19 protein-coding genes and 1 other RNA gene are annotated in these 23,587 nt (G+C 36.4%); 10 read left to right on the forward strand and 10 right to left on the reverse strand.

Annotated elements, in window-relative coordinates:
* The first annotated feature begins 47 nt into the window (after positions 1 to 47).
* Together GTK57_RS02575 and GTK57_RS02580 are read left to right on the forward strand one after the other, a co-directional pair.
* Positions 48 to 242, forward strand: coding sequence for a helix-turn-helix transcriptional regulator (locus GTK57_RS02575; protein WP_002047799.1), 195 nt, complete (start codon positions 48 to 50; stop codon positions 240 to 242).
* A 1-nt stretch (position 243) separates the two neighbouring features.
* Entirely contained in the window at positions 244 to 1,608 is a 1,365-nt protein-coding gene (locus GTK57_RS02580) for a DUF3987 domain-containing protein (protein WP_071209218.1), read from the forward strand.
* 192 nt (positions 1,609 to 1,800) lie between these two features.
* On the opposite strand, the gene GTK57_RS02585 is transcribed toward GTK57_RS02580, so the two are convergent.
* Together GTK57_RS02585 and ssrA are read right to left on the reverse strand one after the other, a co-directional pair.
* Complete coding sequence (locus GTK57_RS02585; RefSeq protein ID WP_163121188.1) at positions 1,801 to 3,153, reverse strand: tyrosine-type recombinase/integrase; 1,353 nt, start codon at positions 3,151 to 3,153, stop codon at positions 1,801 to 1,803.
* A 181-nt stretch (positions 3,154 to 3,334) separates the two neighbouring features.
* Positions 3,335 to 3,693, reverse strand: a transfer-messenger RNA (tmRNA) gene (ssrA, locus tag GTK57_RS02590).
* A 130-nt stretch (positions 3,694 to 3,823) separates the two neighbouring features.
* Between ssrA and glpK the strand changes: the two genes are divergently transcribed.
* A complete protein-coding gene (gene glpK / locus GTK57_RS02595) occupies positions 3,824 to 5,308 on the forward strand; it encodes a glycerol kinase GlpK (RefSeq protein WP_163121190.1) in 1,485 nt (494 codons plus the stop codon).
* Between the two features lie 76 nt (positions 5,309 to 5,384).
* Here the strand turns inward: glpK and GTK57_RS02600 are convergent, their stop codons facing one another.
* From GTK57_RS02600 to GTK57_RS02610, 3 genes are all read right to left on the reverse strand, one after another.
* A complete protein-coding gene (locus tag GTK57_RS02600) occupies positions 5,385 to 6,914 on the reverse strand; it encodes a DHA2 family efflux MFS transporter permease subunit (protein ID WP_152874092.1) in 1,530 nt (509 codons plus the stop codon).
* Between the two features lie 6 nt (positions 6,915 to 6,920).
* Entirely contained in the window at positions 6,921 to 8,072 is a 1,152-nt protein-coding gene (locus GTK57_RS02605; RefSeq protein WP_152874093.1) for an HlyD family efflux transporter periplasmic adaptor subunit, read from the reverse strand.
* A gap of 247 nt (positions 8,073 to 8,319) precedes the next feature.
* Entirely contained in the window at positions 8,320 to 8,817 is a 498-nt protein-coding gene (locus GTK57_RS02610; RefSeq protein ID WP_152874094.1) for a thioesterase family protein, read from the reverse strand.
* 107 nt (positions 8,818 to 8,924) lie between these two features.
* Here GTK57_RS02610 and hemB point away from each other — a divergent pair, with 107 nt between their 5' ends.
* Complete coding sequence (hemB, locus tag GTK57_RS02615) at positions 8,925 to 9,938, forward strand: porphobilinogen synthase (protein WP_163121192.1); 1,014 nt, start codon at positions 8,925 to 8,927, stop codon at positions 9,936 to 9,938.
* 98 nt (positions 9,939 to 10,036) lie between these two features.
* A complete protein-coding gene (thiO, locus tag GTK57_RS02620; protein WP_163121194.1) occupies positions 10,037 to 11,152 on the forward strand; it encodes a glycine oxidase ThiO in 1,116 nt (371 codons plus the stop codon).
* A 38-nt stretch (positions 11,153 to 11,190) separates the two neighbouring features.
* Here thiO and GTK57_RS02625 read toward each other — a convergent pair whose 3' ends face one another.
* The 3 genes from GTK57_RS02625 to GTK57_RS02635 all read right to left on the reverse strand — a co-directional run bounded on the left by GTK57_RS02625 (position 11,191) and on the right by GTK57_RS02635 (position 14,212).
* Positions 11,191 to 12,576 (reverse strand): sensor domain-containing diguanylate cyclase, encoded by a 1,386-nt coding sequence (locus GTK57_RS02625; RefSeq protein WP_163121196.1) that lies wholly within the window; start codon positions 12,574 to 12,576, stop codon positions 11,191 to 11,193.
* A 214-nt stretch (positions 12,577 to 12,790) separates the two neighbouring features.
* Complete coding sequence (locus GTK57_RS02630; protein ID WP_163121198.1) at positions 12,791 to 13,690, reverse strand: TIGR01777 family oxidoreductase; 900 nt, start codon at positions 13,688 to 13,690, stop codon at positions 12,791 to 12,793.
* Positions 13,691 to 13,762: 72 nt separating this feature from the next.
* Complete coding sequence (locus GTK57_RS02635) at positions 13,763 to 14,212, reverse strand: ABZJ_00895 family protein (RefSeq protein WP_152874099.1); 450 nt, start codon at positions 14,210 to 14,212, stop codon at positions 13,763 to 13,765.
* Between the two features lie 440 nt (positions 14,213 to 14,652).
* Between GTK57_RS02635 and GTK57_RS02640 the strand changes: the two genes are divergently transcribed.
* The gene (locus GTK57_RS02640; RefSeq protein ID WP_163121200.1) at positions 14,653 to 15,906 is read left to right on the forward strand and encodes an exonuclease SbcCD subunit D; all 1,254 of its coding nucleotides are present in this window, start codon (positions 14,653 to 14,655) and stop codon (positions 15,904 to 15,906) included.
* Positions 15,907 to 15,915: 9 nt separating this feature from the next.
* The gene (locus GTK57_RS02645; RefSeq protein ID WP_163121202.1) at positions 15,916 to 19,509 is read left to right on the forward strand and encodes an AAA family ATPase; all 3,594 of its coding nucleotides are present in this window, start codon (positions 15,916 to 15,918) and stop codon (positions 19,507 to 19,509) included.
* A gap of 59 nt (positions 19,510 to 19,568) precedes the next feature.
* Here GTK57_RS02645 and GTK57_RS02650 read toward each other — a convergent pair whose 3' ends face one another.
* On the reverse strand, positions 19,569 to 20,258 hold the full coding sequence (locus GTK57_RS02650) for a YggS family pyridoxal phosphate-dependent enzyme (protein WP_163121204.1): 690 nt from the start codon (positions 20,256 to 20,258) through the stop codon (positions 19,569 to 19,571).
* Between the two features lie 123 nt (positions 20,259 to 20,381).
* Here GTK57_RS02650 and GTK57_RS02655 point away from each other — a divergent pair, with 123 nt between their 5' ends.
* Both GTK57_RS02655 and GTK57_RS02660 read left to right on the forward strand, forming a co-directional pair.
* A complete protein-coding gene (locus GTK57_RS02655) occupies positions 20,382 to 21,419 on the forward strand; it encodes a type IV pilus twitching motility protein PilT (RefSeq protein ID WP_152874104.1) in 1,038 nt (345 codons plus the stop codon).
* 23 nt (positions 21,420 to 21,442) lie between these two features.
* Positions 21,443 to 22,564: a PilT/PilU family type 4a pilus ATPase gene (locus GTK57_RS02660; protein ID WP_163121206.1), complete on the forward strand. Its 1,122-nt coding sequence runs from the start codon at positions 21,443 to 21,445 to the stop codon at positions 22,562 to 22,564.
* 61 nt (positions 22,565 to 22,625) lie between these two features.
* Here the strand turns inward: GTK57_RS02660 and fur are convergent, their stop codons facing one another.
* Complete coding sequence (fur, locus tag GTK57_RS02665; protein WP_152874106.1) at positions 22,626 to 23,063, reverse strand: ferric iron uptake transcriptional regulator; 438 nt, start codon at positions 23,061 to 23,063, stop codon at positions 22,626 to 22,628.
* A gap of 112 nt (positions 23,064 to 23,175) precedes the next feature.
* On the opposite strand from fur, the gene GTK57_RS02670 reads away from it, so the two are divergent.
* Positions 23,176 to 23,574, forward strand: coding sequence for an outer membrane protein assembly factor BamE (locus GTK57_RS02670; RefSeq protein WP_152874107.1), 399 nt, complete (start codon positions 23,176 to 23,178; stop codon positions 23,572 to 23,574).
* Positions 23,575 to 23,587 lie beyond the last annotated feature (13 nt).

Here is a 23,587-nt window from a genome sequence, read left to right on the forward strand (position 1 = left end):
GATTATTTATAAAAATGCATGTATCTACTTTTTACATGAGAATTGAAATGCTAAAGACAAAAAAAGAAGTCTGCGAATTATTAAGTCTTACACGTGATGGTCTGACAAAGTTACAACAGAAAGACCCATCATTTCCTCGACCTATAAAATTTTCAAAAGAACGTCAAGCTCATGCATATTTTGATATTAAAGAGCTACAGGAGTGGCTTGAGTTAAAAAAATCTGAAAGAGAGGAATATTAAAATGAGTAATATTCCTTTATCTAAATTATCAAACAACCAATTCATTGAAAAAGTTGAAGAATATCCAATCGATGTTTTTCCAAAAATAATTGCAAGGGCGATTAAAAAATCCGCTTTTTATCATCATGTTCCTATTGCAGTCGCGGCTCAAACATATTTAGCTCAAATGTCATTTATCGCACAAAGATTTATTAATGCGCCAAGCGATAAAAAAGAAAGTGGACAGCCAGCAAGTTTGGCTGTATTGACAGTGTTTCCATCAGGCGAAGGAAAAGATGTATGTAAAGATGATGCTGCAAAAATTGCAATCGAAGTCGATAATACGAATATGCAAAGTTATAATGAAGAAATAACAGCATGGAAAATAGCGCATCAAAAAAATAAAGGTGAACGTCCGATTAGTCCTCAATCTATTTTTGTAAGAGCAACTACGCAAGGTGTATTAAAGCATATGAGTATTAGCCCTTCTACAAGTTTTATTTGGAGCACCGGCGAAGGCGGTTATTTATTTGGCGGCTATTCTCTGCAAAGTGATACAAAATCAGATGCTTTAAGCACATTAACAGATTTAGTTGATCGAGGAACAGTAACTACAAATTTAGGAGGTGATGATAGTACTCTTGTTATGAATAAACGCTTTTGTCTGGATATAGCGGTACAAGACGTTGTTGCACGACCATCTCTTGAAAATGAAATGTGCAAAAAACAAGGTTTTTTTGCAAGATTTTTATTTGCTGCGCCTGAATCATTGCCTTTTAAGCAAATCACAAAAGATAATCGTAAATTAAAGTCTTATGATGATAATGATATAAATATGTATTGGAGCTTATGTCGAGAACTGCTTGACCCAATAAATTTAGCTATTGATACAGCTGAAAGACAAGTTATTATGAAAAATGACGAAGCTGACGATATTCATATTGAATATGAAAATTATATTAATTTTGAATCTCAAAAAGATGGTTTATATTATTCTATTCAAGCAAATGCAAAACGAACAAAACAATATGTTTTAAGAGTTGCGGCTATTCTTTCTTTTTTTGAATCTAAAAATATAATTGATGCCAAAATCATGAGAAATGCTATTGATATATGTAAGTATTCTCTAAATCAATGGCTAATATATTATAATAAGGGTGAAAAAACAGATAGTGAAATACTATTTTCTTGGATTAAAGAGCAATATAAACGTGGAAATAAAGTAATTTTAAAATCTAGCATTAATCAAAATGTTAGGAAAGTAAAAACTGCTCAATTAAGAGATGCAGCCCTAAAATACTTAATCGAAGCTGACTATATCAATATAGAAGAAATCGGAAAAAGAGAATATATCTCATTGACTAATAAAGCTCTTGAGAACATCTAAATTGCCTAAAACAACTAAAATATATACATGGTAAGGCTTTGAACGTAGATTGTAATATCTAATGAAGTCTAAATTGTCTAATGCTCAATTTGAGCTTAGACAATTTAGATCATCTTAGACCTTAAAATTCAGAATGTAAAACTAGAGTAGGTATAGCGCCAATAAGATTTTAGACAAATAGATCATGTCGCTCTAAGATGCTAAATCATTTTCATCTTTCAACATATCAAGAATAAATAATTTTAATTGAGATACCTTAACTTTGTCAGAAGTCAAAGTATTTAAATTATCGATGACATCAAATTGCTCAGTATCAAAATTAAAATGCTGATCATTTATTAATGCATCCAAATAATCTGCCCAAATTTGCATCATTTTAGATCTTTGTTTTAAATAAAGAGCTTTATTATAAACGCCTTCAACTCCACCAACAGCATGAGCTAAGGCAGTCTCAACATATTCTTTTCTAAAGCCTTTTTCTCTCAAAGTAGTACTTAAAATATGCCGAAACCCATGCGGAGTCTGGCGTCCTTGGTAACCTAATGACTTTAAGGCTTTATTAAATGTATTATTGGAAATGGGTTGTTTCATGGTACTTCTGCTAGGAAACAAGAATAAAGAATCACTAGTGATTCTTTTTAGCTCGTTAAGAAGTGATAAGGCTTGTAGTGGTAAAGGGATAATATGCTCTTTCCTTTTTTTCATTCTATGTGCAGGAATAGACCATAGATTTTCCTGAAAATCAAATTCCTCCCATACAGCTTGCCTCATTTCTGATGGGCGGGTACCTAACATAATACTCAATTCTAATCCAATAGCCGTCATTCTATTTGGATATGCTCGTATTTTTTTCAATAATTCTGGCAGCTCTTTTTCTGAAACATGTGGCATATTTTGCTTTTCATGTTTGTCCAAAAATTTTGTAATACCAGTGACTGGATTGTAATCTATACGACCTGTAACTTCTGCAAAATCATAAATCTCTCTGCATAATGTACATAGCCTTTTACCCATTTCAACAATAGGTTTTTTTGTTTTAGGGTGTAATTTTTTTTGAATCGCTTGAAATAACTCTAACCATGCCTTTTTTGTTATTTTTCTATAATCCAGTTTTCCCATGACTGGATAAATATGGTTTTTTAATGCGCCTTCATTTCTAACTCTCGTCGCCTCTGTCCATGTTTTAGTTAAACAAAACTCTATAGCTAATTGCTCAAATGTGAATGAGTTGCTTAATAAATCGGCTTGCTTTTTATTTTCTCTATCAATTTTTGGATCTATCCCCTCTGAAATTAATTTTCTCATTTCTTCTGCATTTTTTCTTGCAAGTTTTCCCCCGACTGACGGATATCCTCCTAAACCCAACCATGTCCACTTACCATCACTTGGTCTTTTGTATCTTAATTCCCAGCGTTTGTTTCCTTTACTATGAACAGTGAAATATAGATTATTGCTATCTTTAACACGGTACTCTTTTTCTTCAGGCTCTAAACTTGCAAGAGTAGTATCAGATAAAGGATATTTTTTTATATCGACTCTTTTCATCGTTAAAGCCTTGTATGGTGATTTTATTACAACTCACAATATACATGGCACCATACAAACAATACAAGACTATACATATTCGTCGCTATTTATGTATATGCATAAAAAAAGCCTTAAACACTAATGTTTAAGGCTTTTTTAGTCATATTTAGTTATGTAACTTCATATGAATTTAAGAATTTGGTGGAGATGGCGGGAGTTGAACCCGCGTCCGCCAGCATTACGCTCGAGAATACTACATGCTTAGATATCGTCTATTGATTTAACCCTTTGCGGCCCGACGAACAGGGTACTAAGGCGATCCTCTAAATTTAGTACAAAGCCCCGAGGCGTGACTTTAATACGGACTTGTGTGCGTGCGCTTCAGTCGGACTCTCTAACCACAAGTATTCGGAGAGGCGGACAAGCTGCCCTTAGGCAGCTAGAGCGTATGATTCGTCGTTTGCGACTAAAAAATGCAAATTTGATTTACGAGAGAAAATGCGCTCTCGGCATGCATCTATGAGTTTCATCACCAGCGTCGAAGCCAGAAACATCCCCAAAGTACTGAATCATCATAGCATAAAACTCCAAATTCAATGCCTGTTTTTTAAGCACTTACACATCTAAGTGCGTTTATTTACAAAATTGCGTTAATATTCAAAGCTTCAAATCTTAAAAATGCATTTCTATGAGCTATTTACTTGCACTCGATCAGGGAACGACATCTAGTCGTGCAATTATTTTTAATGAACTTGGCATAGTTCAAGCAACAGCTCAACGTGAAACACATATTAAAACGCCCCATTCAGGATGGGTTGAGCAAGATGCTCAAGAAATCTGGTCATCACAAATTGCTGTGGTACAACAAGCTTTAGCCAATGCGCGAATACTTGCAAAAGACATTAAAGCCATTGGTTTAACCAACCAGCGTGAAACAACGGTAGTGTGGGATAAACGCACAGGTAAGCCACTCGCTCCCGCAATCATCTGGCAAGACCGTAGAGCTACAGATTGGTGTAATGAGCTGACTCAACAAAATCTCAATCACCTGATTCAACAAAAAACAGGCTTACGCATTGATCCTTATTTCAGTGCAGGAAAACTGGTTTGGCTATTACAAAATGTAGATGGTTTAAAGGACTTAGCAGAGCAAGGTCATGTTGCTTTTGGCACAATTGATAGCTGGTTAGTTTGGAACTTAACCCAAGGTGCAGAGCATGTTATTGAAGCCAGTAATGCTTCTAGAACCATGTTAATGAATTTGCAAAATCAAAGTTGGGATGAAGAACTACTCGAATTATTTGATATTCCAAAATCAGTTTTACCTAAAATTATTCAGTCAGATTCCTATGTTGCCAATACAGCACAGGGTTTACTTGGTGCAACCATCCCTATTACAGGTATTTTGGGCGATCAACAATCTGCTCTCTTTGGTCAATCTTGCTTTGAAGCAGGTACAGCAAAAAACACCTATGGGACAGGTTGTTTCATGCTGTTTAACACAGGACATGACGTTCAATACAGTCAAAATAAATTACTGTCTACATTGGCTTGGCAAGCTCAAGGGCAAACCACTTATGCGCTTGAAGGTAGTGTATTTATGGCAGGTGCAATTGTTCAATGGCTCAGAGATAGTTTAGGGATTATTCAAAAAAGCTGTGATATCGAAAAATTGGCATCTACTGTAGAACATACAGATGGTGTGGTACTTGTTCCTGCATTTACAGGCTTAGGTGCGCCACATTGGGATAGCGATGCCCGCGCCCTTTTATGTGGTATGTCACGTGGTACAACCAAAGCACATATTGCACGTGCAGCGTTAGAAGCCATTGCATTTCAAGTTTCAGATGTATTAAGTGCAATGCAATCTGACATTGCTCAACCACTCAAAGAGCTTCGTGTAGATGGTGGTGCAAGCCAAAATGATATGCTCATGCAGTTCCAAGCAGATATCTTAAATGTGCCTGTTTTACGCCCAAAAATGTTGGAATCTACCGCATGGGGTGCAGCAGCGATGGCCGGTTTAAAAGCAGGTGTATTTACAGATTTATCTGATATCTCTGCATCTTGGAAACTCGATCGTTGTTTTGAGCCACACATGAATAATGATAAACGTGAAAGTCATTTAGAGCAGTGGAAAACGGCTTTAAAGCGCGCCAAATCTGATATCTAACTTTTAAATGTTTGTCAAAATTTAGATCTCTGTCTATCTTTTAATATTGAGATGACAGAGATCTATCAAAGTTTAGTTAGTGCGCATGTCCACCGCCCGACACCCCTATTTTAGGTTTCGGACAAAGCCAAATAATTAATCCGGCAAAAATAAACACCATCGCTAAAACTAAAAATACATGATTGGCAGATAAGGTATTGGCTTCTTTATCGACAAGACTTGAAATATAGCCCAAAGCACCTTGAGCGCTAAATCCTGTTTGAACTAAAGTATTTTGCACTTCATCTACATGTAAATTGCCGACCAATTCACTTCGGGCAAGTTTGGAATGATCATCCCAAATAGTCACTGCAAGCGATGCTCCAATTGCCCCCGCCATTGTTCTTAAGAAGTTCATCAAACCTGCAGCAGATGCCATTTCTTGTGGCAAAACTGAAGCAAGTGCCATATTTGACAACGGAATAAAGAAAAATGGGACAGCAAAACCTTGAATAATTTGCGGTAAAGCCAATGCCATAAAATCTGCATCGGTTGTCCAAAAGGCTCGCATTAAGGTTACCGCACCAAGTAACATTAAACCGAAACATGCTAAAGCACGTTGGTCATATTTGGTCGCAAGTTTGGCGGCAATGGGCGACATTAATAAACTACCAAAGCCCATGGTTGCCGTTAAATATCCTGCCCATGTTGCGGTGTAGCCTAAATTAATTTGAAGCCACTGTGGAATAAGCACAATACTGCCAAAAAAAGCGCCAAAACCAAATGCTAAAGCTAGAACAGGAATGGTAAAACTTCGATATTTAAAAATTCCAATATTCACAATAGGTTGCCGTTCTGTTAGCTCCCAAATTGTAAAAACAATTAATCCCACAAATGAAACAACGGCTAATGTTGTAATAAAGGGATGATTAAACCAGTCATATTCATGCCCTAAATCGAGCATGAGCTGTAAAGCACCAATCCATAAAACAAGCAGAAATAATCCGCCAATATCAATTTTTAATTTATTGATTGGTGTTTCTACAGATTTCAACAAACGCATTGCGGCAAATGCACAGAAAATACCGACTGGAATATTGATAAAGAAAATCCAATGCCAAGAGAAATTATCACTGATCGTACCACCTAAAATTGGTCCTAAAATAGGTCCAACGACAGTGGTCATTGCCCACATCCCCATTGCCTGAGATTGCTTTTCAGGTGGGAAAATACGCATAAGTAACATTTGACTGAGTGGCATAATTGGACCGCCAAAAAGACCTTGTCCAATTCGGCAAAATACCAACATTTCTAAACTTGTAGATAAGCCACATAAAATAGAAAAAATGGTAAAGCCCAATAAGCCCACACTAAATGTACGAACTGCACCAAAACGTCCTGCAAGCCATCCTGTTAATGGAACAACGATGGCTTCAGCAACTGCATATGAGGTGATAATCCATGTACCTTGTGATGCAGATACAGCTAGACTACCTGTAATATGCGGTACAGATACATTGGCAATGGTCATGTCTAACACAACCATAAAATTTGCCAATGCCAAAACAAATGCAGCGAGTATTAAGCGACCACCTTTAAGCTCGCTTATTGCAGTATCGTATTTCATAAGCGATTACTTCGACTTCAAATCGACTTTAACTTCCATCGACAAGCCAACACGAAGTGGATGTTCTGCCAATTCTTTTGAATCTAACTGAATACGAACAGGTAAACGCTGAACCACTTTAATCCAGTTTCCTGTCGCATTTTGTGCAGGAATTAAAGCAAATGCTGCGCCTGTACCACCAGAAAAACCAACAACTGTGCCTGTGTATTCAACAGAGTCGCCATACAAGTCTGAAGTTAAAGTTACTTTTTGACCCGGACGTACTTTTTCTAATTGGCTTTCTTTAAAGTTCGCATCTACATATAACTGATTTTCAGGAACAATCATCATTAACGATGTTCCTTGTGAAACACGTTGTCCCACTTGAATATTTCGACGTGTCACCACACCATCTAAAGGTGCTTTAATTTGTGTACGTTCTAAATCAAGTAAAGCTTGTTTCAATTTGGCTTGTGCCACCAAAACATCAGGCGTACTTTCTTCATTTGCACCACGAATGAGTGCTTCGTTTGCATCTAAATTACTTTGCGCTGCTTTTTGGCTTGATTTTGCTTGAGCCAACCCTGCTTGAGCAACATCAAATGCCGCCTTGGCAGTATTTACAGCTGCTTGAGATGTACTTAACTCTTCTTTAGAAATTGCACCCGAAGTACTTAATTGCACACGGCGATTATAATCGTCTTGTGCTTTTACTAAATCTGCTTTGGCTTTTGCAACTTGTGCAACTGCGCTTTGAATTGCATCACCACTCACATAAATTTGTGAACTTAAAGAGCTACTATTTGCTTGCGTTTGTTTATATTGACGCTGTGCTTTAATAAGTTCAGCTTTAGCTTGAGCAACTGCAATTTCTGCATCACGCGGATCAATTTGTACTAATAAATCGCCTTTCTTAACTTGCTTAGTATCACTGGTAAAAACTTCTGAAACTTGCCCAGTCACCATAGAGGTAATAGATGCTGTTTCTGCACCTACGTAAGCATTGTCTGTACTGACAGTGTTATTCAGCAAAAATTTCCAAATTAAAAATAAAACCAAAGCAATCACTAAAAGTATCGCAACAATACCCAGTGATTTTTTACGTTTTGCTTTTAGCTGTTGCTCTGTTACTTGATTTGAAGATGGTGTTTCTGGCAGCGTATCTTGAACATCTGTCATCGATTTTTCCTAAATTCGATAAACTTGGTCATCAGGCATCCCCTTGTTAAACAAGGAATGGACTTCAATGTCCTCGCTGAGGTGTCGATGAGAAAGTCTTGCTTTTTTAATTATCGTATTTTATATATAAAAAATCATATTTTGAGAATAAAAATATAACTCATCAGTATTATTTTAAAAATTTCGGCATAGTTTTCAAAACCATACCGATTGTATGAATATTATATTTCACCATTCTATCGTTCAATTAGTATGCATAAGATGCAATAGCTGTGGCAATGGCTCTATTTTCATCATTCATTAAAGTCATACGCATGGTGCAACCTTTACGACCTAAACGTAGTGTTTCTGCTCTTGCTGTAAAATATTGACCACGTCCCGGTGCTAAATAATCGACACGCATATCTACAGTCGCCAAGCGCGATACTTTTTTTCCTGTTTCCACAAGTTCGTCAGGCTGTGCTTTTTTATAAAGTTCGCCCATTGCTGTAATACCACCAATACTATCTAAAATAGTGGCAGCAACACCGCCATGTAAAATTTGAAAAGCAACATTACCAATTAAATCTTTTTGCATTTCGACATGTGCTTCAATCACACCATCCACCACACGCATGGTCATGCCACAAAATTTATAAAATGGTGAACCATTGAAAGCCTGACATAACTGATCTAAAACCACATCGATTTCAAGATTCGAGCCTGCTTCAATATTTCCTGTCCAACTTTTTTCTGTTTCTGTCATCGCTAACTCGAATTACCAAAATTAAATAAAAAAATAAGATGTATCGCGCACAACCCAAGATAAGCGACTACAATAGACGAAGTTTAATACTGATCAATGAGATTGTTATGACTTATACGTTCAATCGTCCTGCATTTCCTGCCACTCGTATGCGTCGCATTCGTAAAAATGACCAATTGCGCGCAATGGTTCGAGAGACACAGTTGACGGCTGATCACCTCATTTATCCTGTATTTGTTTTGCCAGGTCAAAACCAAACACAAGATATTCCAAGTATGCCAAATGTTCAGCGTTTATCTGCTGATTTACTGCTTAAAAAATCTGAAAAATTATTAGAACTTGGTGTGTCTAAACTTGCACTATTTCCTGTGACCCCACAAGAAGACAAAAGTTTAACGGCAGAAGCCGCTTGGCGTGAAGATGGTTTAGTTCAAGAAACTGTACGTTTATTGAAAAAAGAATTACCTGAAATGGTGCTCATTACCGATGGTGCACTTGATCCTTATACAACGCATGGTCAAGATGGCATTATTGATGACACAGGTTATGTGTTAAATGATGAAACGGTTGAATGCTTAATTAAACAAGCGTTAAGTCATGCAGAAGCAGGCGCAGATGTTGTTGCACCAAGTGACATGATGGATGGTCGTATTGGCGCAATTCGTCACGCTTTAGAAGCCAATGGTCATATCTATACCAATATCATGGCTTACTCTGCAAAATATGCATCTAGCTTCTACGGTCCATTCCGTGATGCAGTAGGTTCATCGAGCAATTTAAAAGGTGGTAACAAATACAATTACCAAATGGACATTGGCAACCGTGCTGAAGCACTTCATGAAATTGCACTCGACATTCAAGAAGGTGCAGACATGGTCATTGTCAAACCGGGTATGCCTTACTTAGATATCGTTCGTGAAGTGAAAGATACTTTTGGCGTACCAACTTTTGTTTACCAAGTAAGTGGCGAATACGCCATGCTTGCAGGTGCAATTCAAAACGGTTGGTTATCTGATAGCGTGATTATCGAATCACTTATGTCTTGCCGTCGTGCAGGTGCAGATGGTATTTGGACATACTTTGCAGAAGAAGCAGCACTTAAATTAAAAGAAATGAAATAATCATTTCAACCAAGCCTTTCTGAAATTCAGGAAGGCTTTTTTATTGTCTATAGATAAGCTTTTCAAATTATTACGTTATTTAAAAGGATTGAACTCTGATGCATATCGCCATTATAGGCGCAGGAATTAGTGGATTAATGACTGCATTAGAACTGGTTGAGCAAGGATGTTCTGTCACTATTTTTGATCAGCAACACGCAGGAAGAGAAGCCTCTTGGGCAGGTGGCGGTATTTTATCTCCGATGTATCCGTGGCGATACGAACAAGCTGTGAATAACCTAGCAAAGCATGCAAAAGCTTTGTACCAAGAATGGAATGAGAAACTTAAACCTGTAAGTGGAATTGACTTTCAAATTCATGAAACAGGCATGCTTATTTTAGATGAAGATGATTTTGAAATAGGTTTAAATTACGCACAACAACATAATGAACCCATGCAACAAGCGAAATATTTACAACACGAACAGCTTGAGCAAGTCAATCCACACATTCATAAAAAGTATCAACATGCGATGTATTTTCCGCAAATTGCTAATGTACGAAATCCACGTGTTTTACAGTCCATTACTGCATATTTAAAACAGCATCCGAAAGTTCAGTTTAAAGAACACTGCCCTATTCAAACGCTTAATATCCAAAATAATAAAATCTATTCTATTGTAGATTCATCTGGTCAAAATTATGTTGCAGATGAATATGTTCTTGCCACAGGCGCATGGTCAAAACATTGGGAAACTCAGCTTGGTTTAAGCATTCCTGTTGAACCTATTCAAGGACAAATGCTGTTGTTTAAAACCCCTGAAAATTGGCTACCAACCATGTGTATGAATAAAGTTATGTATCTCATTCCACGTATGGATGGACATGTGGTGTGTGGCTCGAGCATGCGAAACATTGGATTTGATACAACCATCAATGAAGCGGTTAAAGAAAACATTTTAGATGCATGTTTCGATATGGTACCTGAGCTTGCTCAGTTCCCCATTGTGAATGAATGGGCAGGTTTAAGACCAAGTTCACCCAATGGCATTCCATATATTGGTGCCATGCCAAATATTAAAAACTTATGGGCAAATTTCGGTCATTTCAGAAATGGTTTATGTATGGGTGCTGCATCTGCACGTTTGCTTAGACAACTGATATTAAAACAACCAAAGATTGAAAATGCAGTCGCATATAATCCAAAGCATTTAGTCAAAATGGATTTGGTATAGCAACAATAAAAAAACTAAGTTAAAAATAGATAAATGATTTATCCATTATCTTGGGCAAAATAATATCTGTTTTTGCCCATTTTTTTCGCTTGATACATCGCCTGATCTGCAACACGTAATAAATGCTCAGGCTCTTCTCCATCTTTTTTATAAATAGCAGCACCTAAACTAACGGATATATCAACAAATTTACCACCAATAGAAATCGGTTCATTGACTATTTTTACTATTCTTTTAAGAATATTTTCTGCTTGCTCAATAGAATCTAATTGATTTAAAACAATGACAAATTCATCTCCGCCAATTCTAGAAATAAAGTCATTTTCTTTAATTGTATTAACCAATCTTTTTGAAACAATCGTAAGCAATTGATCTCCTGCATCGTGACCACATGCATCATTAATTGCTTTAAACCCATCTAAATCTAAATAACACACCACAATTTGATGATCTTCATCATTATGCATTTTAATAAAATTATCGAGCTGAATATTTAATAATCTTCTATTGGGTAAATCGGTTAATGGATCATACATTGCAATTTTTTTAAGCTGCTCACGCTGTTCAGACATGGTTAAAATTGAATATGTTAACCACACAACAAGCCCTGCCAGAGTAAGCACAGATAAAAACTCAAAAATGAGCATCGACAAGCTTACGGAAGTATTTAGGGATGAAACCTTAAGTGTCCAATCTGCGCCATATAGTTTAACTGGAGCAGATATTGCTGTATCTAAAACTGGTGCTTTTGATGCATCAATAATTTCTTTTTGTTGAGTAAATGGATTAATTCCAGACAATTCATAAGCATAACCATCTTTAACCAATCTATTTAATTTTACATCTGCAAAGGCATTTGGTAGTTGCAATGAAACTAAAGTATATCCCCAAAAATATTGAGTCCCATCTTCTTTTTTAAAAAACACAGGGAGCATTCCAACTGCACCTTGAGGACCTTGTATTAACTTAAAAGGTCCTAAAAATAGCAGTTCGCCTTCTTTAATATTTTGAATTTCTTTTGCTTTGTCCTTTCCTTCAAATAAGTCATGATTTTTCACTTTCTTATTTTGTAGCTCAGGTTCAATTTGTCGCATAACACCATCTGGAGCAATAGATAATGCATATGCACCTTCATACATTGGCAACATATATTTTGCGAGTTCGCTATAATTTGAAATAGAGCCATTACTCTGATGAACCATAACCGCAAGCGTATTCACCGAAGATAAAGAATGACGAATTGTTTTTTCTATTGAACTTGCATAGTTATTCGTAATTTGTGTGGTATGTGCTGTTTTTGCTTCAACTTCAGCATGATTTAATTTTAAACAAAAGAATGCACCAAGCGCACAGCATAAAAAAAACACCAAAAATGATATATTTTTTTTATTTAAAAATGTGCTTTCTTTAAGCATCCACATCATACAAATTTACCTAATTATTTTAAAATTCCATACATTCAAATTGAAGTTTTTTCTTATCTACAATAGCTATTCATGAACAACTGTATTTTAACACACTCTTATTTCAACACATCCTTGTTTTAACATGTGAAATTCAGACAGACTATTACAACCTATTTTAAAAAAATATGATTAAAATACAATGTGCTACTCCTTTTATTAAGAATAAATAACCTTATAGCAAGTCTTTTAAAGCTTGTTTTAATGTTGGATATTGAAACTCAAAACCTACATCTTGTAATGCTTTGGGTTTTACATATTGCCCGTTTAATATCAGCTGAGATTGCTCTGCTAAAAGCCATTTAAAAACAAAATTGGGTAAATTGAATAAAGGCTTTTTCTTTAAAATAATTGAGGCAACATCTGCAAATGTTTTCTGGTTCACTTTCTCTGGTGCAACCACATTAAAAACTTTTGCTTCAGTTTCATTAAACATGAGAAATTCAATTGCTTTAATCACATCTTCAATATGTACCCAAACACAAGGCTGACGCCCGTGACCAATGTTTCTCACCAAATTCATTTTTATAGGTAAAAGCATTTGTGATAGCGCACCACCACCCTTTCCAAACACCACACCTAAACGCATTATTTTAGTATTTTGATTTGGATATTCAGTCGTAACGGCTTCCCACTTCTGGCAAAGTTCCGACATAAAAATAGCTTGTGATGATGAGTCTTCAGTACAAATTTCTGTCCATTGTTCAGAAAGATCTATGCCATAAAACCCTACAGCCGAACTCGAAATGATTCGTTTAGGTTGTATTTTTCGTTTATTTAAATATTGATAAAGCTGCTCGGTCGTTTTCACTCGGCTTTGAATTAATTGTTCTTTTCGTGAATCTGTCCATCGCCCCTTACCAATATTTTCCCCTGCTAAATTAATTACATAATCAATTTGATCTGTTTTTAATTCATTAAGATCGGAAATCCATTGCAAACATGGGTGATTAGGTGCTTTATTTTTTTGACGACTTAAGCCAACTACTTGATAATCTTGTTTTAATAAATGTGCGACTAATTTAGACCCAATAAAACCTGACGCACCCGTAATTAAAACCAAAGGCTTTTTCATACAGCAATCTCATTATTATGATGATGGATACTTCCATTCTATATAAAAAGATTGCTGAATAATCAAGCAATATTAAGCATCAAACATTTTTTCCGCCATGCGTTGTGCTTGCTTTCCATAAAACCAATATGTCAGTAAATACAATGGAATTGCGATTAATAAGAACATAATCAGCATAATCATTAAGAACTGAGTATTTTGTAAATATAACGTTAAATCTTGCCATGCATTTGGATTCGATCGAGAAGCAATCACAATTCCTAAAAGCAAGAAACACAAGTTATATAACCAATAAATAACGCTAAAACCCAATGTAATTTTCTGGCGTTCTGCCTGTGTGGGCGCACGATGCTGTTGTTTGAGAAACTTAAAAAGCACCCAAATCATGGCAATTAAATAAGGAACAATAGTTAAAATAGCCCCCATTCCCGTCGGCATAAGTGCCGCCAATACGCCACAGATACATGTAAAAATCAAGCAAACAACAAAAAACCAAATAAAATAACGAGTTAAAGCGACCATTAAGATGACCAATACAACTTCAAAACACTAGTATAAAAAAAATTGAGTTTTTTTTCATGTTTGTGTCAACCATTCATGTATACATGTCGTTATATAGGGTGCAAGGTCAGCAACAACCGTAAATTTGTACCGGCATCCACAATACTTCGGTGACCTTAAAACCTAAAGCAATAAGCTTGCTTGAACATAAATTTTGTTTAGTAGCCAAAATTTTCGTTCTAAGCAGATTTTCTTGGACCGACGATTCTTCCATCACTCGAATCGTCGGTCTTTATTTTTTTATAATGCTCAATTTTAATAAAAAACATTTAACGCCTTTCACTCAAAATTCATCACAAAATCTTCACGACTTGATCTGTCGTTTTATCAATAAGTTCACTCAATTTATATTCAAGCTATGTTAATTTACAACTACACCAAGTTAATGATTTAGGGATTTCATGACTGTTCGCTTTTTTCATACTTCAGATTGGCATTTAGGACAATTTTTCTATAACCATTCACGTCAATTTGAACATGAACAGTTTCTATCTTGGCTTATTCAACAAATTAAAGAAAAACAACCACATGCTCTTCTTATAGCAGGTGATATTTTTGATGTAATTAACCCTGCATCAGCAGCTCAAAAACAGCTTTATCAATTTCTAGCAGATGCACATGATGTTGCGCCACACATGCAAACCCTCATGATTGCAGGTAACCACGATTCTGGTTATCGCATTGAACAAGTCGAACCCTTATTAGAAAAATACAATGCAAAAGCTGTGGGTGTCATTGCGTGGAATGAAGATAAAAGCCTTAACTTAGATCGACTTTTACAGCCCATTTATGATGAGCATAAAAAAATTGTGGCATGGTGCCTAACCCTACCATTTCTACGCCCTGCGGAAATTACAGGTTTTAATGATCAAACCACCAATAGTCAAAGTGCCATCGCATATTTACATCAACAACTTATTTCAGCAGCAAAACAACGTAAATCGGATGATCAAGCACTTATTTTAATGTCACATGCACATATGCAAGGTGGCGAAACGTCTGACTCTGAACGTCCCATTATTATTGGTAATGAAGAAGCGCTTTCAACGTCGTTATTTGATGATGTGATTGATTACGTTGCACTTGGACATTTACATAAACCTCAGAAAGTTGGACAAGCACATATTCGCTATAGTGGCTCACCTATTCCATTATCTTTTAGTGAAATTAACTACAAACACCAAGTGGTAGATATAGAAATTGACCCAACAAAACACAATGAAGAACGCTTTAAGTTTGATGTTTTAGAAATTCCAAGAGCAGTTCAACTTCACAAAATTAGTGATGAACTCAATATTGTTTTTGAAAAATTAGCAGCATTGTCATCAGGTGAAATTGAATCGATTGATCAACGTGAATATGTTGATATTGAATACCACACAGATACACCGCCTCAGCCCAATTTACGTCAACAATTTGAAGATGCTTTACCGCCAAATCGTTATAGATTAGTTCGCATTTCACGCCAATATAAGAACAAAAACAATGATGCAGATAACAATCAAGTTGTAAATTTAGAACCGCCCACACCAGAAAAACTCTTCCAACAAATTTGGGAAAAGCAAGGTTATAGCGCAGATGAGTCAGTCTTAAAAGACTTTTTAAGCTTGGTTGATGAAGCACAAAAATCACTTGAAGATGAACACAAGGTTTAAGGATTTGCCATGAAAATTTTATCTATTCGTATTAAAAATTTGGCATCTTTAGCGGGTGAACATTTTATTGATTTTGAAAGTGAACCTTTAGCAAGCGCAGGTTTAATTGCTATTGTCGGAAAAACAGGGGCTGGCAAATCGACCATTTTAGATGCCATGTGTTTGGCACTGTTTAATCAAATTCCTCGATTAAAAGGCAGTGATGGGAAACTGATTGATGTAGATGGTTCAGAGCTTCTAACCAATTCGCCATTAACGGTTTTACGTCGTGGTACAGGACATGGGTTTGCTGAACTTACGTTTGTCGCACAAGATCAAAAAGTTTATTTGGCAAGATGGGAAATTAAACGTGCGCGTGAAAATCCAAATGGAAAATTACAAAGTGTACAGCGCTCTTTAAAATGCTTAACCGATGGTAATGTTGTTGCAGATAAAGCTAAGGCTGTTGAATCTCAAATTCATAGAATTACCCAACTCTCTTTCGAACAATTTACTCGTGCCGTTTTATTGGCTCAATCTGAAGTAACAGCTTTCTTAAAATCACGTGATAATGAACGTGGTGAATTACTTGAATACCTTACAAATTCGAATATTTTTGGAAAAATTGGACAATTGGCTTTTGAAAAAACCAAGCAAATTGCCAACCAACGAAAAGAACTTGAAAATGTTTTAGGACATATTGAAATCTTATCGGATGAAGATTTCACAATCACGAATGCTCAATTCGAAAGTGTAAATACAGCACATCAAAAATTAGAAGCTGAAAAACTGCATCTTCAAAAGCAGCAACAATGGTTTGAACAAAAACAAAAATACGAAACCGATGCTCAAACACATCAGCAACAACTCAACATTCAGCAACCACAACTCGATGCACTTGCACCTGAAAAAGCGCAACTACAACAACTTGAACGCTTTGCCTCTATTCGCCCCTATGTCATTCAAAATAAAAATTTCAGTGCCGATCTTGAAAAATTACAACCTCAGTTAGAAAAGGCTCAGCAAGAATTCAATACCGTTGAACAGCAATACACAGCTGAGAAGTTAAGCTTTGAAAAAGTTGAAGCAGAGCAAAAACAACAGCATCAATTTGAGATTCAACATCAAGAAACTATTCAATTGGTACGTGATCGCATCGCTGAGCGTCTTGTATTGGTTGAGCAACTTCGAAAAGCACAAAGCCATTTTAAAGAACTTGAAAACCAACTAATTCCACATGTGAATCATGAAAAACAAATTAAAGAACAACTAGAGCAACTCAACAACAATATTGCCCAACACACGTCAAAATTAGAAAATTCAAATCATTTTGCCTCGCTAGATGATGCCCTTTCAGCCCATACCTTCCAAGTTCAACGTTTCATAGAAAATTATGAACAATTTGAACATAACTATGGTGATGTACAACAAGCCAATCAGCAACTCTCAACTAAACAAAAACAACTTGAAGAGTTAATACAACAATTCGGTAAAAATGATGCACTGAATCAAAAAATTAGCGCTTTGCGTAATGAGCGTGATCAACTTGTACAACAGTTAAATCAATTCAATGTGGTTCAACATCAATGGCAAAATTTCCAACAGCTAGATGCTGAATATCACAAACTCACGAGCTGGGAAAATACGCTTAATCAGCAGATCAATCAGCTTCAAACTGAATTAAAATCTGCCGAATCAAGTTACCAAGAACAAAAATTGGCACGTGAACAACTGCAAAAAATCTTGCAACAACAGCGTTTACTCAATACTGAAAATATTGAAAAACTCAGAGCAGAATTGGTCGATGGTGAACCCTGTTTAGTCTGTGGTAGTACCCATCACCCTTATGCTGATAAAGAAGATTTTTCTGATGAGTTATTGAAACTACAAGAACAACAAGAGCAACACGCTATTGAAGCTGAAAAACAGGCATTTGAAGCATGGCAAAAATTACACACGACATTCACTCAGCAAAATGCATCATTGGATGCGAATACCAAACAACTTGCGACTCTTGCAACACAACGACAACAGCTCCAATCTGAACTTGAAAAACAACTCAGCGTGCTTGGTATCAGCTTTGACTTTTCACAAAATCATGAGGTATTCACTCAAACCCTTCAAACACAAAAAATGCACGTTGAAAACGGACAACAACAACTTGAAAATAGTTTAACGGCACATGAAAATGCACAAAAACTTCGTCATGAACTGATACCGTCAATTCAACACACCACACAGCATTTATCGAATGTGCAACAAGCTGAATCCAATATTCAGCATATCCTCAGTTTGTTAAATGACGTAGAAAAACAAGCTTGGGAAGCCAATACATTAAAAGCATCAAAACAACTTTATACGAACTTACAACAACGTCGAACCATTCTAATTGAACGCCATGATTGTGAAATGCTACGTGGTCAGAAATCACAACAACTTGAGCAATGTCAGCAACAAATCAAATTCAGTCAGGAAAAAATTGGAACTGCCGAGAAAACCATTGAAACATTAACGCTCGATGGCAAAAAAAATAGTGATATTGCAACTCAAGCTATTTTTGAAATGACGCAAATTACTGTTGAAAGACCTCATGACTGGTTAACGCAGTTCGATAAAAATCGCCAAAATTTACAGCTTAAATTTAACAATACTCGCCAAAGCTTCGACCAACTTCGTCAATCCTTTGAAACTACTCAAAGTCGCTTAAAAGAATGCCTGACTCAACAAGCGCAATTAAATGCTCATATAAAACATGTTCAAGATACGATTCAAGATTGGCTCAGTGACCGCACTGATTTCAATATTGCCTTGCTTGAGCAACTCAGCTCTATGAGTTTTGAACAAGAACAACAGCTTAAACAACGTGTTTCTGAAATTGAACGTGCTTATGCCGATTTACAAGCAGGCATTAAAACCATTCAAAGCCAACTTAAACAACACTTAGAACATCAGCCCGAGTTAGATTTCGATGCATTAAACAATCAGTTCTCAAGCCTTGTTAACAATATGCAAACTTTGGCTGAACAGCGAGATGAAGTGAAATTAAAACTTGAAATGCATCATCGAAACGTCGCTCAACAACAAGCTTTTGCCGATCAAATTAAGCAGATTCAAACAGAAGAACATCGATGGAATAAAATTTCGAGTTTAATGGGCGACTCAACAGGTAAAAAATTCCGTGATTATGCGCAGCAGTATAATTTAGACATCTTATTGGAATATGCAAATCAACAACTTGCAATGCTTTCTCAGCGTTATACATTAAAGCGCTTAGATAACTCACTTAGTCTTGCAATTGTCGATCATGACATGGATGGTGAAACACGTTCAGTATCATCACTTTCAGGCGGTGAGTCTTTCTTAACTGCCCTTGCCTTGTCACTTGCCATTGCAAGTATGGCTTCAGGTTCAATGAAAATTGAATCACTCTTTATTGATGAGGGTTTCGGAACACTAGATGCATCATCTTTACATATGGTGATGAATGCACTCGATCAATTACAAAGCCAAGGACGTAAAGTGGTGCTCATTTCACATATTCAAGATATGCATGAACGAATTCCTGTACAAATTCAGGTTCAACCTGTAGGTGCAGGCGCAAGTACAATTGAAGTGGTGGGTTAATAGCTCTCTAGAGTCCCCTCCTTAAAAAAGGAGGGTTAGGGAGGATTAAATATCACTCGTTATTTAAGGGAATAATCTCTTGCCCCAAACAAAGCTGTTCCAACACGAACCATTGTTGAGCCTGCGTCAATTGCATCAACCATATCGCCAGACATCCCCATGCTTAAAGTATCCCAGTCTTCAGGATGTGCATGTTCAGTTTTTACTTTTTCAAACAAAAATTTAGCATCAGCAAAAGCTTGTGTATTATTAGGTGCGGGAATGACCATCAATCCACGCAATTTCAAATGTGGTAATTGGCTAATGGTTTTTACTAAATCAGCAACATCTTCAGGCGAACACCCATCTTTCGTATCTTGAGCATCAATATTCACTTGCAAACAAATATTCAAAGGCGCTTGTGAGGCTTCGCGTTGGCTCGATAATCGCTCGGCAATAATCAAACGATCTACTCCATGCACCCAAGCAAAGTTTGAAGCCAAATGCTTGGTTTTATTACGTTGAACATGTCCAATAAAATGCCACTCTATTTCTAAATTTTTGAGTTTTTCAATTTTATCTAATGCTTCTTGAAGATAGTTTTCACCAAATGCACGTTGCCCTGTTTCATACATTTCTTGCAAAATTTCACTTGGATGCGTTTTTGAAACAGCCAATAATTGAACATCATTTTCTGAACGATTCGCTAATTTACACGCATTTTTAATTTGCTCTAAAACTAAATTTCGCGATGTTTGCAGACTATTCATTGACGTATTTCTCATTTCAAGATGATTATTTACATTCGACTTGAACAAAATGTTGGTTAAGCCGATGGAAAGCCTTATTATTCTAACAAAATAATTAAGATTTATTCGTTATCGGGGATTTAAATGGACATTACAGAACTACTCGCGTTTTCTGCAAAAAACAATGCGTCAGATTTACACCTTTCTGCAGGTATGCCACCTATGATTCGTGTAGATGGTGAAGTTCGAAAAATTAATTTACCAGCCTTAGAACACAAAGAAGTTCATAAGCTTGTTTATGACATTATGAACGATAAACAACGTCGTGATTATGAAGAAAAATTAGAAACTGACTTTTCATTTGAAGTTCCAGGCGTGGCTCGTTTCCGTGTGAACGCATTCAACCAAAACCGTGGTGCAGGCGCTGTATTCCGTACAATTCCATCAAAAGTTTTAACAATGGAAGATTTGGGTATGACTCAAATCTTTAAAGAAATTTGTGAATATCCACGCGGTATTGTTTTAGTTACAGGCCCAACAGGTTCGGGTAAATCAACCACACTTGCAGCCATGGTCGACTACATCAATGATAACCGTTATGACCATATTTTAACGGTCGAAGACCCAATCGAATTTGTACACCAATCTAAAAAATGTTTGGTCAACCAACGTGAAGTTCATCGTGATACGCACGGCTTTAATGAAGCACTTCGCTCTGCGCTCCGTGAAGATCCAGATATTATCTTGGTTGGTGAGATGCGTGACCTTGAAACCATTCGTCTTGCATTAACTGCGGCAGAAACAGGTCATTTAGTTTTTGGTACGCTACATACTACATCTGCCGCTAAAACCATTGACCGTGTGATTGACGTATTCCCTGCCGAAGAAAAAGACATGGTTCGTGCCATGTTGTCTGAATCACTCCAAGCTGTAATTTCACAAACACTTTTGAAGAAAAATGGTGGCGGCCGTGTTGCTGCTCACGAAATTATGATTGGTATTCCTGCTATTCGTAACTTAATTCGTGAAAACAAAGTTGCGCAAATGTACTCTGCAATTCAAACAGGTGCGAACTATGGCATGACGACCCTAGATCAAAGCCTAAAAACTTTAGTCAATAAAGGTGTCATTAGCCCACAAACTGCGCGTACTGCTGCAAAACAACCTGAATCATTCCTATAAGACATTGAAGCAGAGATATCCTTATGGACTTTAATGACTTATTAAACTTAATGATTCAGCAAAAAGCATCTGACCTTTTTATTACGGCAGATGTCGAACCATCAATGAAAATTAATGGTCAAATTGTACCAGTTGTTAAAACTAAATTATCGGGTGATGTAGTTGGTCAGCTCGTTCACTCGATTATGACAGACAAGCAAAAGCGGGAATTTTTAGAAACACGCGAATGTAATTTTGCAATTTCTAACAAAGAGAAGTCAGCACGTTTTCGTGTAAGTGCTTTTCAACAACGTGATCAACCTGGTATGGTATTACGTCGTATTGAAACCAAAATCCCTGAAATTGAAGAGCTCAATCTTCCACCTATTTTAAAAGATTTCGCTTTAGCAAAACGAGGAATCGTTATTTTTGTGGGTGCAACTGGTACGGGGAAATCGACATCACTTGCATCTGTAATTGGCTTTCGCAATCAAAACTCAAAAGGTCATATCATTACTATTGAAGACCCGATTGAGTTTGTACATGAACATGCAGGTTGTATTATTACACAGCGTGAAGTAGGTATAGATACAGACTCTTTTGAGGTTGCATTAAAAAATACTTTACGTCAGGCACCCGATGTCATCATGATTGGTGAAATTCGCTCTCGTGAAACCATGAACTATGCCATTGCCTTTGCCGAAACAGGTCATTTAGTTTTTGCCACATTACATGCAAATAATGCAAACCAAGCGCTAGATCGTATCATTCACTTCTTTGAAGCAGATCGTCATAGCCAATTGTTTATGGATTTATCTTTAAATCTGCAAGCCATTATTGCACAGCAACTCATTCCAACTATCGATGGTAATTCAAGACGAGCTGCAATCGAAATTCTCATTAACTCACCACTTATTTCCGATTTAATTCGTAAAGGTGAAATCAATGAAATTAAAGAGTTGATGAAACGCTCACGTGAATTAGGAATGCAGACCTTTGACCAAGCTTTATTCGATTTGTATAAAGCACAACAAATTAGCTATAAAGAAGCTTTGAAACATGCTGACTCACCAAATGATTTAAGACTTCAAATTAAATTGTCTGAAGAAGGTGGAGCAAGCCGTTTGTCGGAATCTACAAGTCGTATTACATTCGATGGACAATAGTATTTAAATCTTTTAAACATAAAAAAGGCTTCTTCAAGAAGCCTTTTTTATTTCAGATCTATTACTTTTTACGGAATGCTTCTTGGCATTCTTGAGCATCACAGTAACCATAAAGGTTCAGTGAGTGACCCGTAAGTTCAAAACCGAACTTCTTCGCCACTTCATGTTGTTCATTTTCAATAACATCATTATGAAATTCCATAACTTTGTTACAGTTTTGACAAACAATATGGTCGTGATGGTCATCTTGCATAATTTCAAAAACAGAATGATTGTTTTCAAAATGATGGCGCTGAATAATGCCGGCAGCTTCGAACTGTGTTAATACACGATATACAGTTGCTAAACCGACATCTTCCCCTTGATCGAGTAAAGTTTTATAAATGTCTTCTGCGCTTAAATGATGTTGTTTTGAATTTTCTAATAATTCCAATATTTTAATTCGCGGAAGTGTAACTTTTAGTCCAGCTTTACGTAAATCTTGATTTGAAATAGGCATGTAATTAAGTCTCTCAACAAAATGAAAGTTGGAATATGCAACAAAGTTTAGATGCAGTATGATCTATCCTTGGATCAAATGCATCATAATTAATTTGGGATAGTGTAGCAAAATGCAAAAAATCATGTTGACGTTATTCGTCGCTTCACTGCTCACAGGTTGTTCAACCTTGGGCGTTTATAAAGTTGATATTCCTCAAGGTACACCTTTGACTCAAGCTCAAGCATCAAAAGTACAGGTCGGCATGAGTCACCAACAAGTACGCTTTTTGCTCGGAAGCCCAACAATATCAGACCCTTTAAACCCTTTACGCTGGGACTATATCTACAATTACATCCCAGGAACTTATGCTAAAAAAGCAAAAATTTCAGCAGCACATGGTCAGCATTTAAAAATTTTCTTTGATGGTAACGGTATTGTACAAAACATTGAAGGTTTAGAAACTATTCCTGAATCTCAACCAGGTTTACCAGGATCTAAAGAAGCAATTCTAAATGCGCCCCCACTATAATCACTTTGAATTA

Source organism: Acinetobacter portensis (assembly GCF_010646905.1).
In the GTDB taxonomy this organism is placed as follows: domain Bacteria; phylum Pseudomonadota; class Gammaproteobacteria; order Pseudomonadales; family Moraxellaceae; genus Acinetobacter; species Acinetobacter portensis.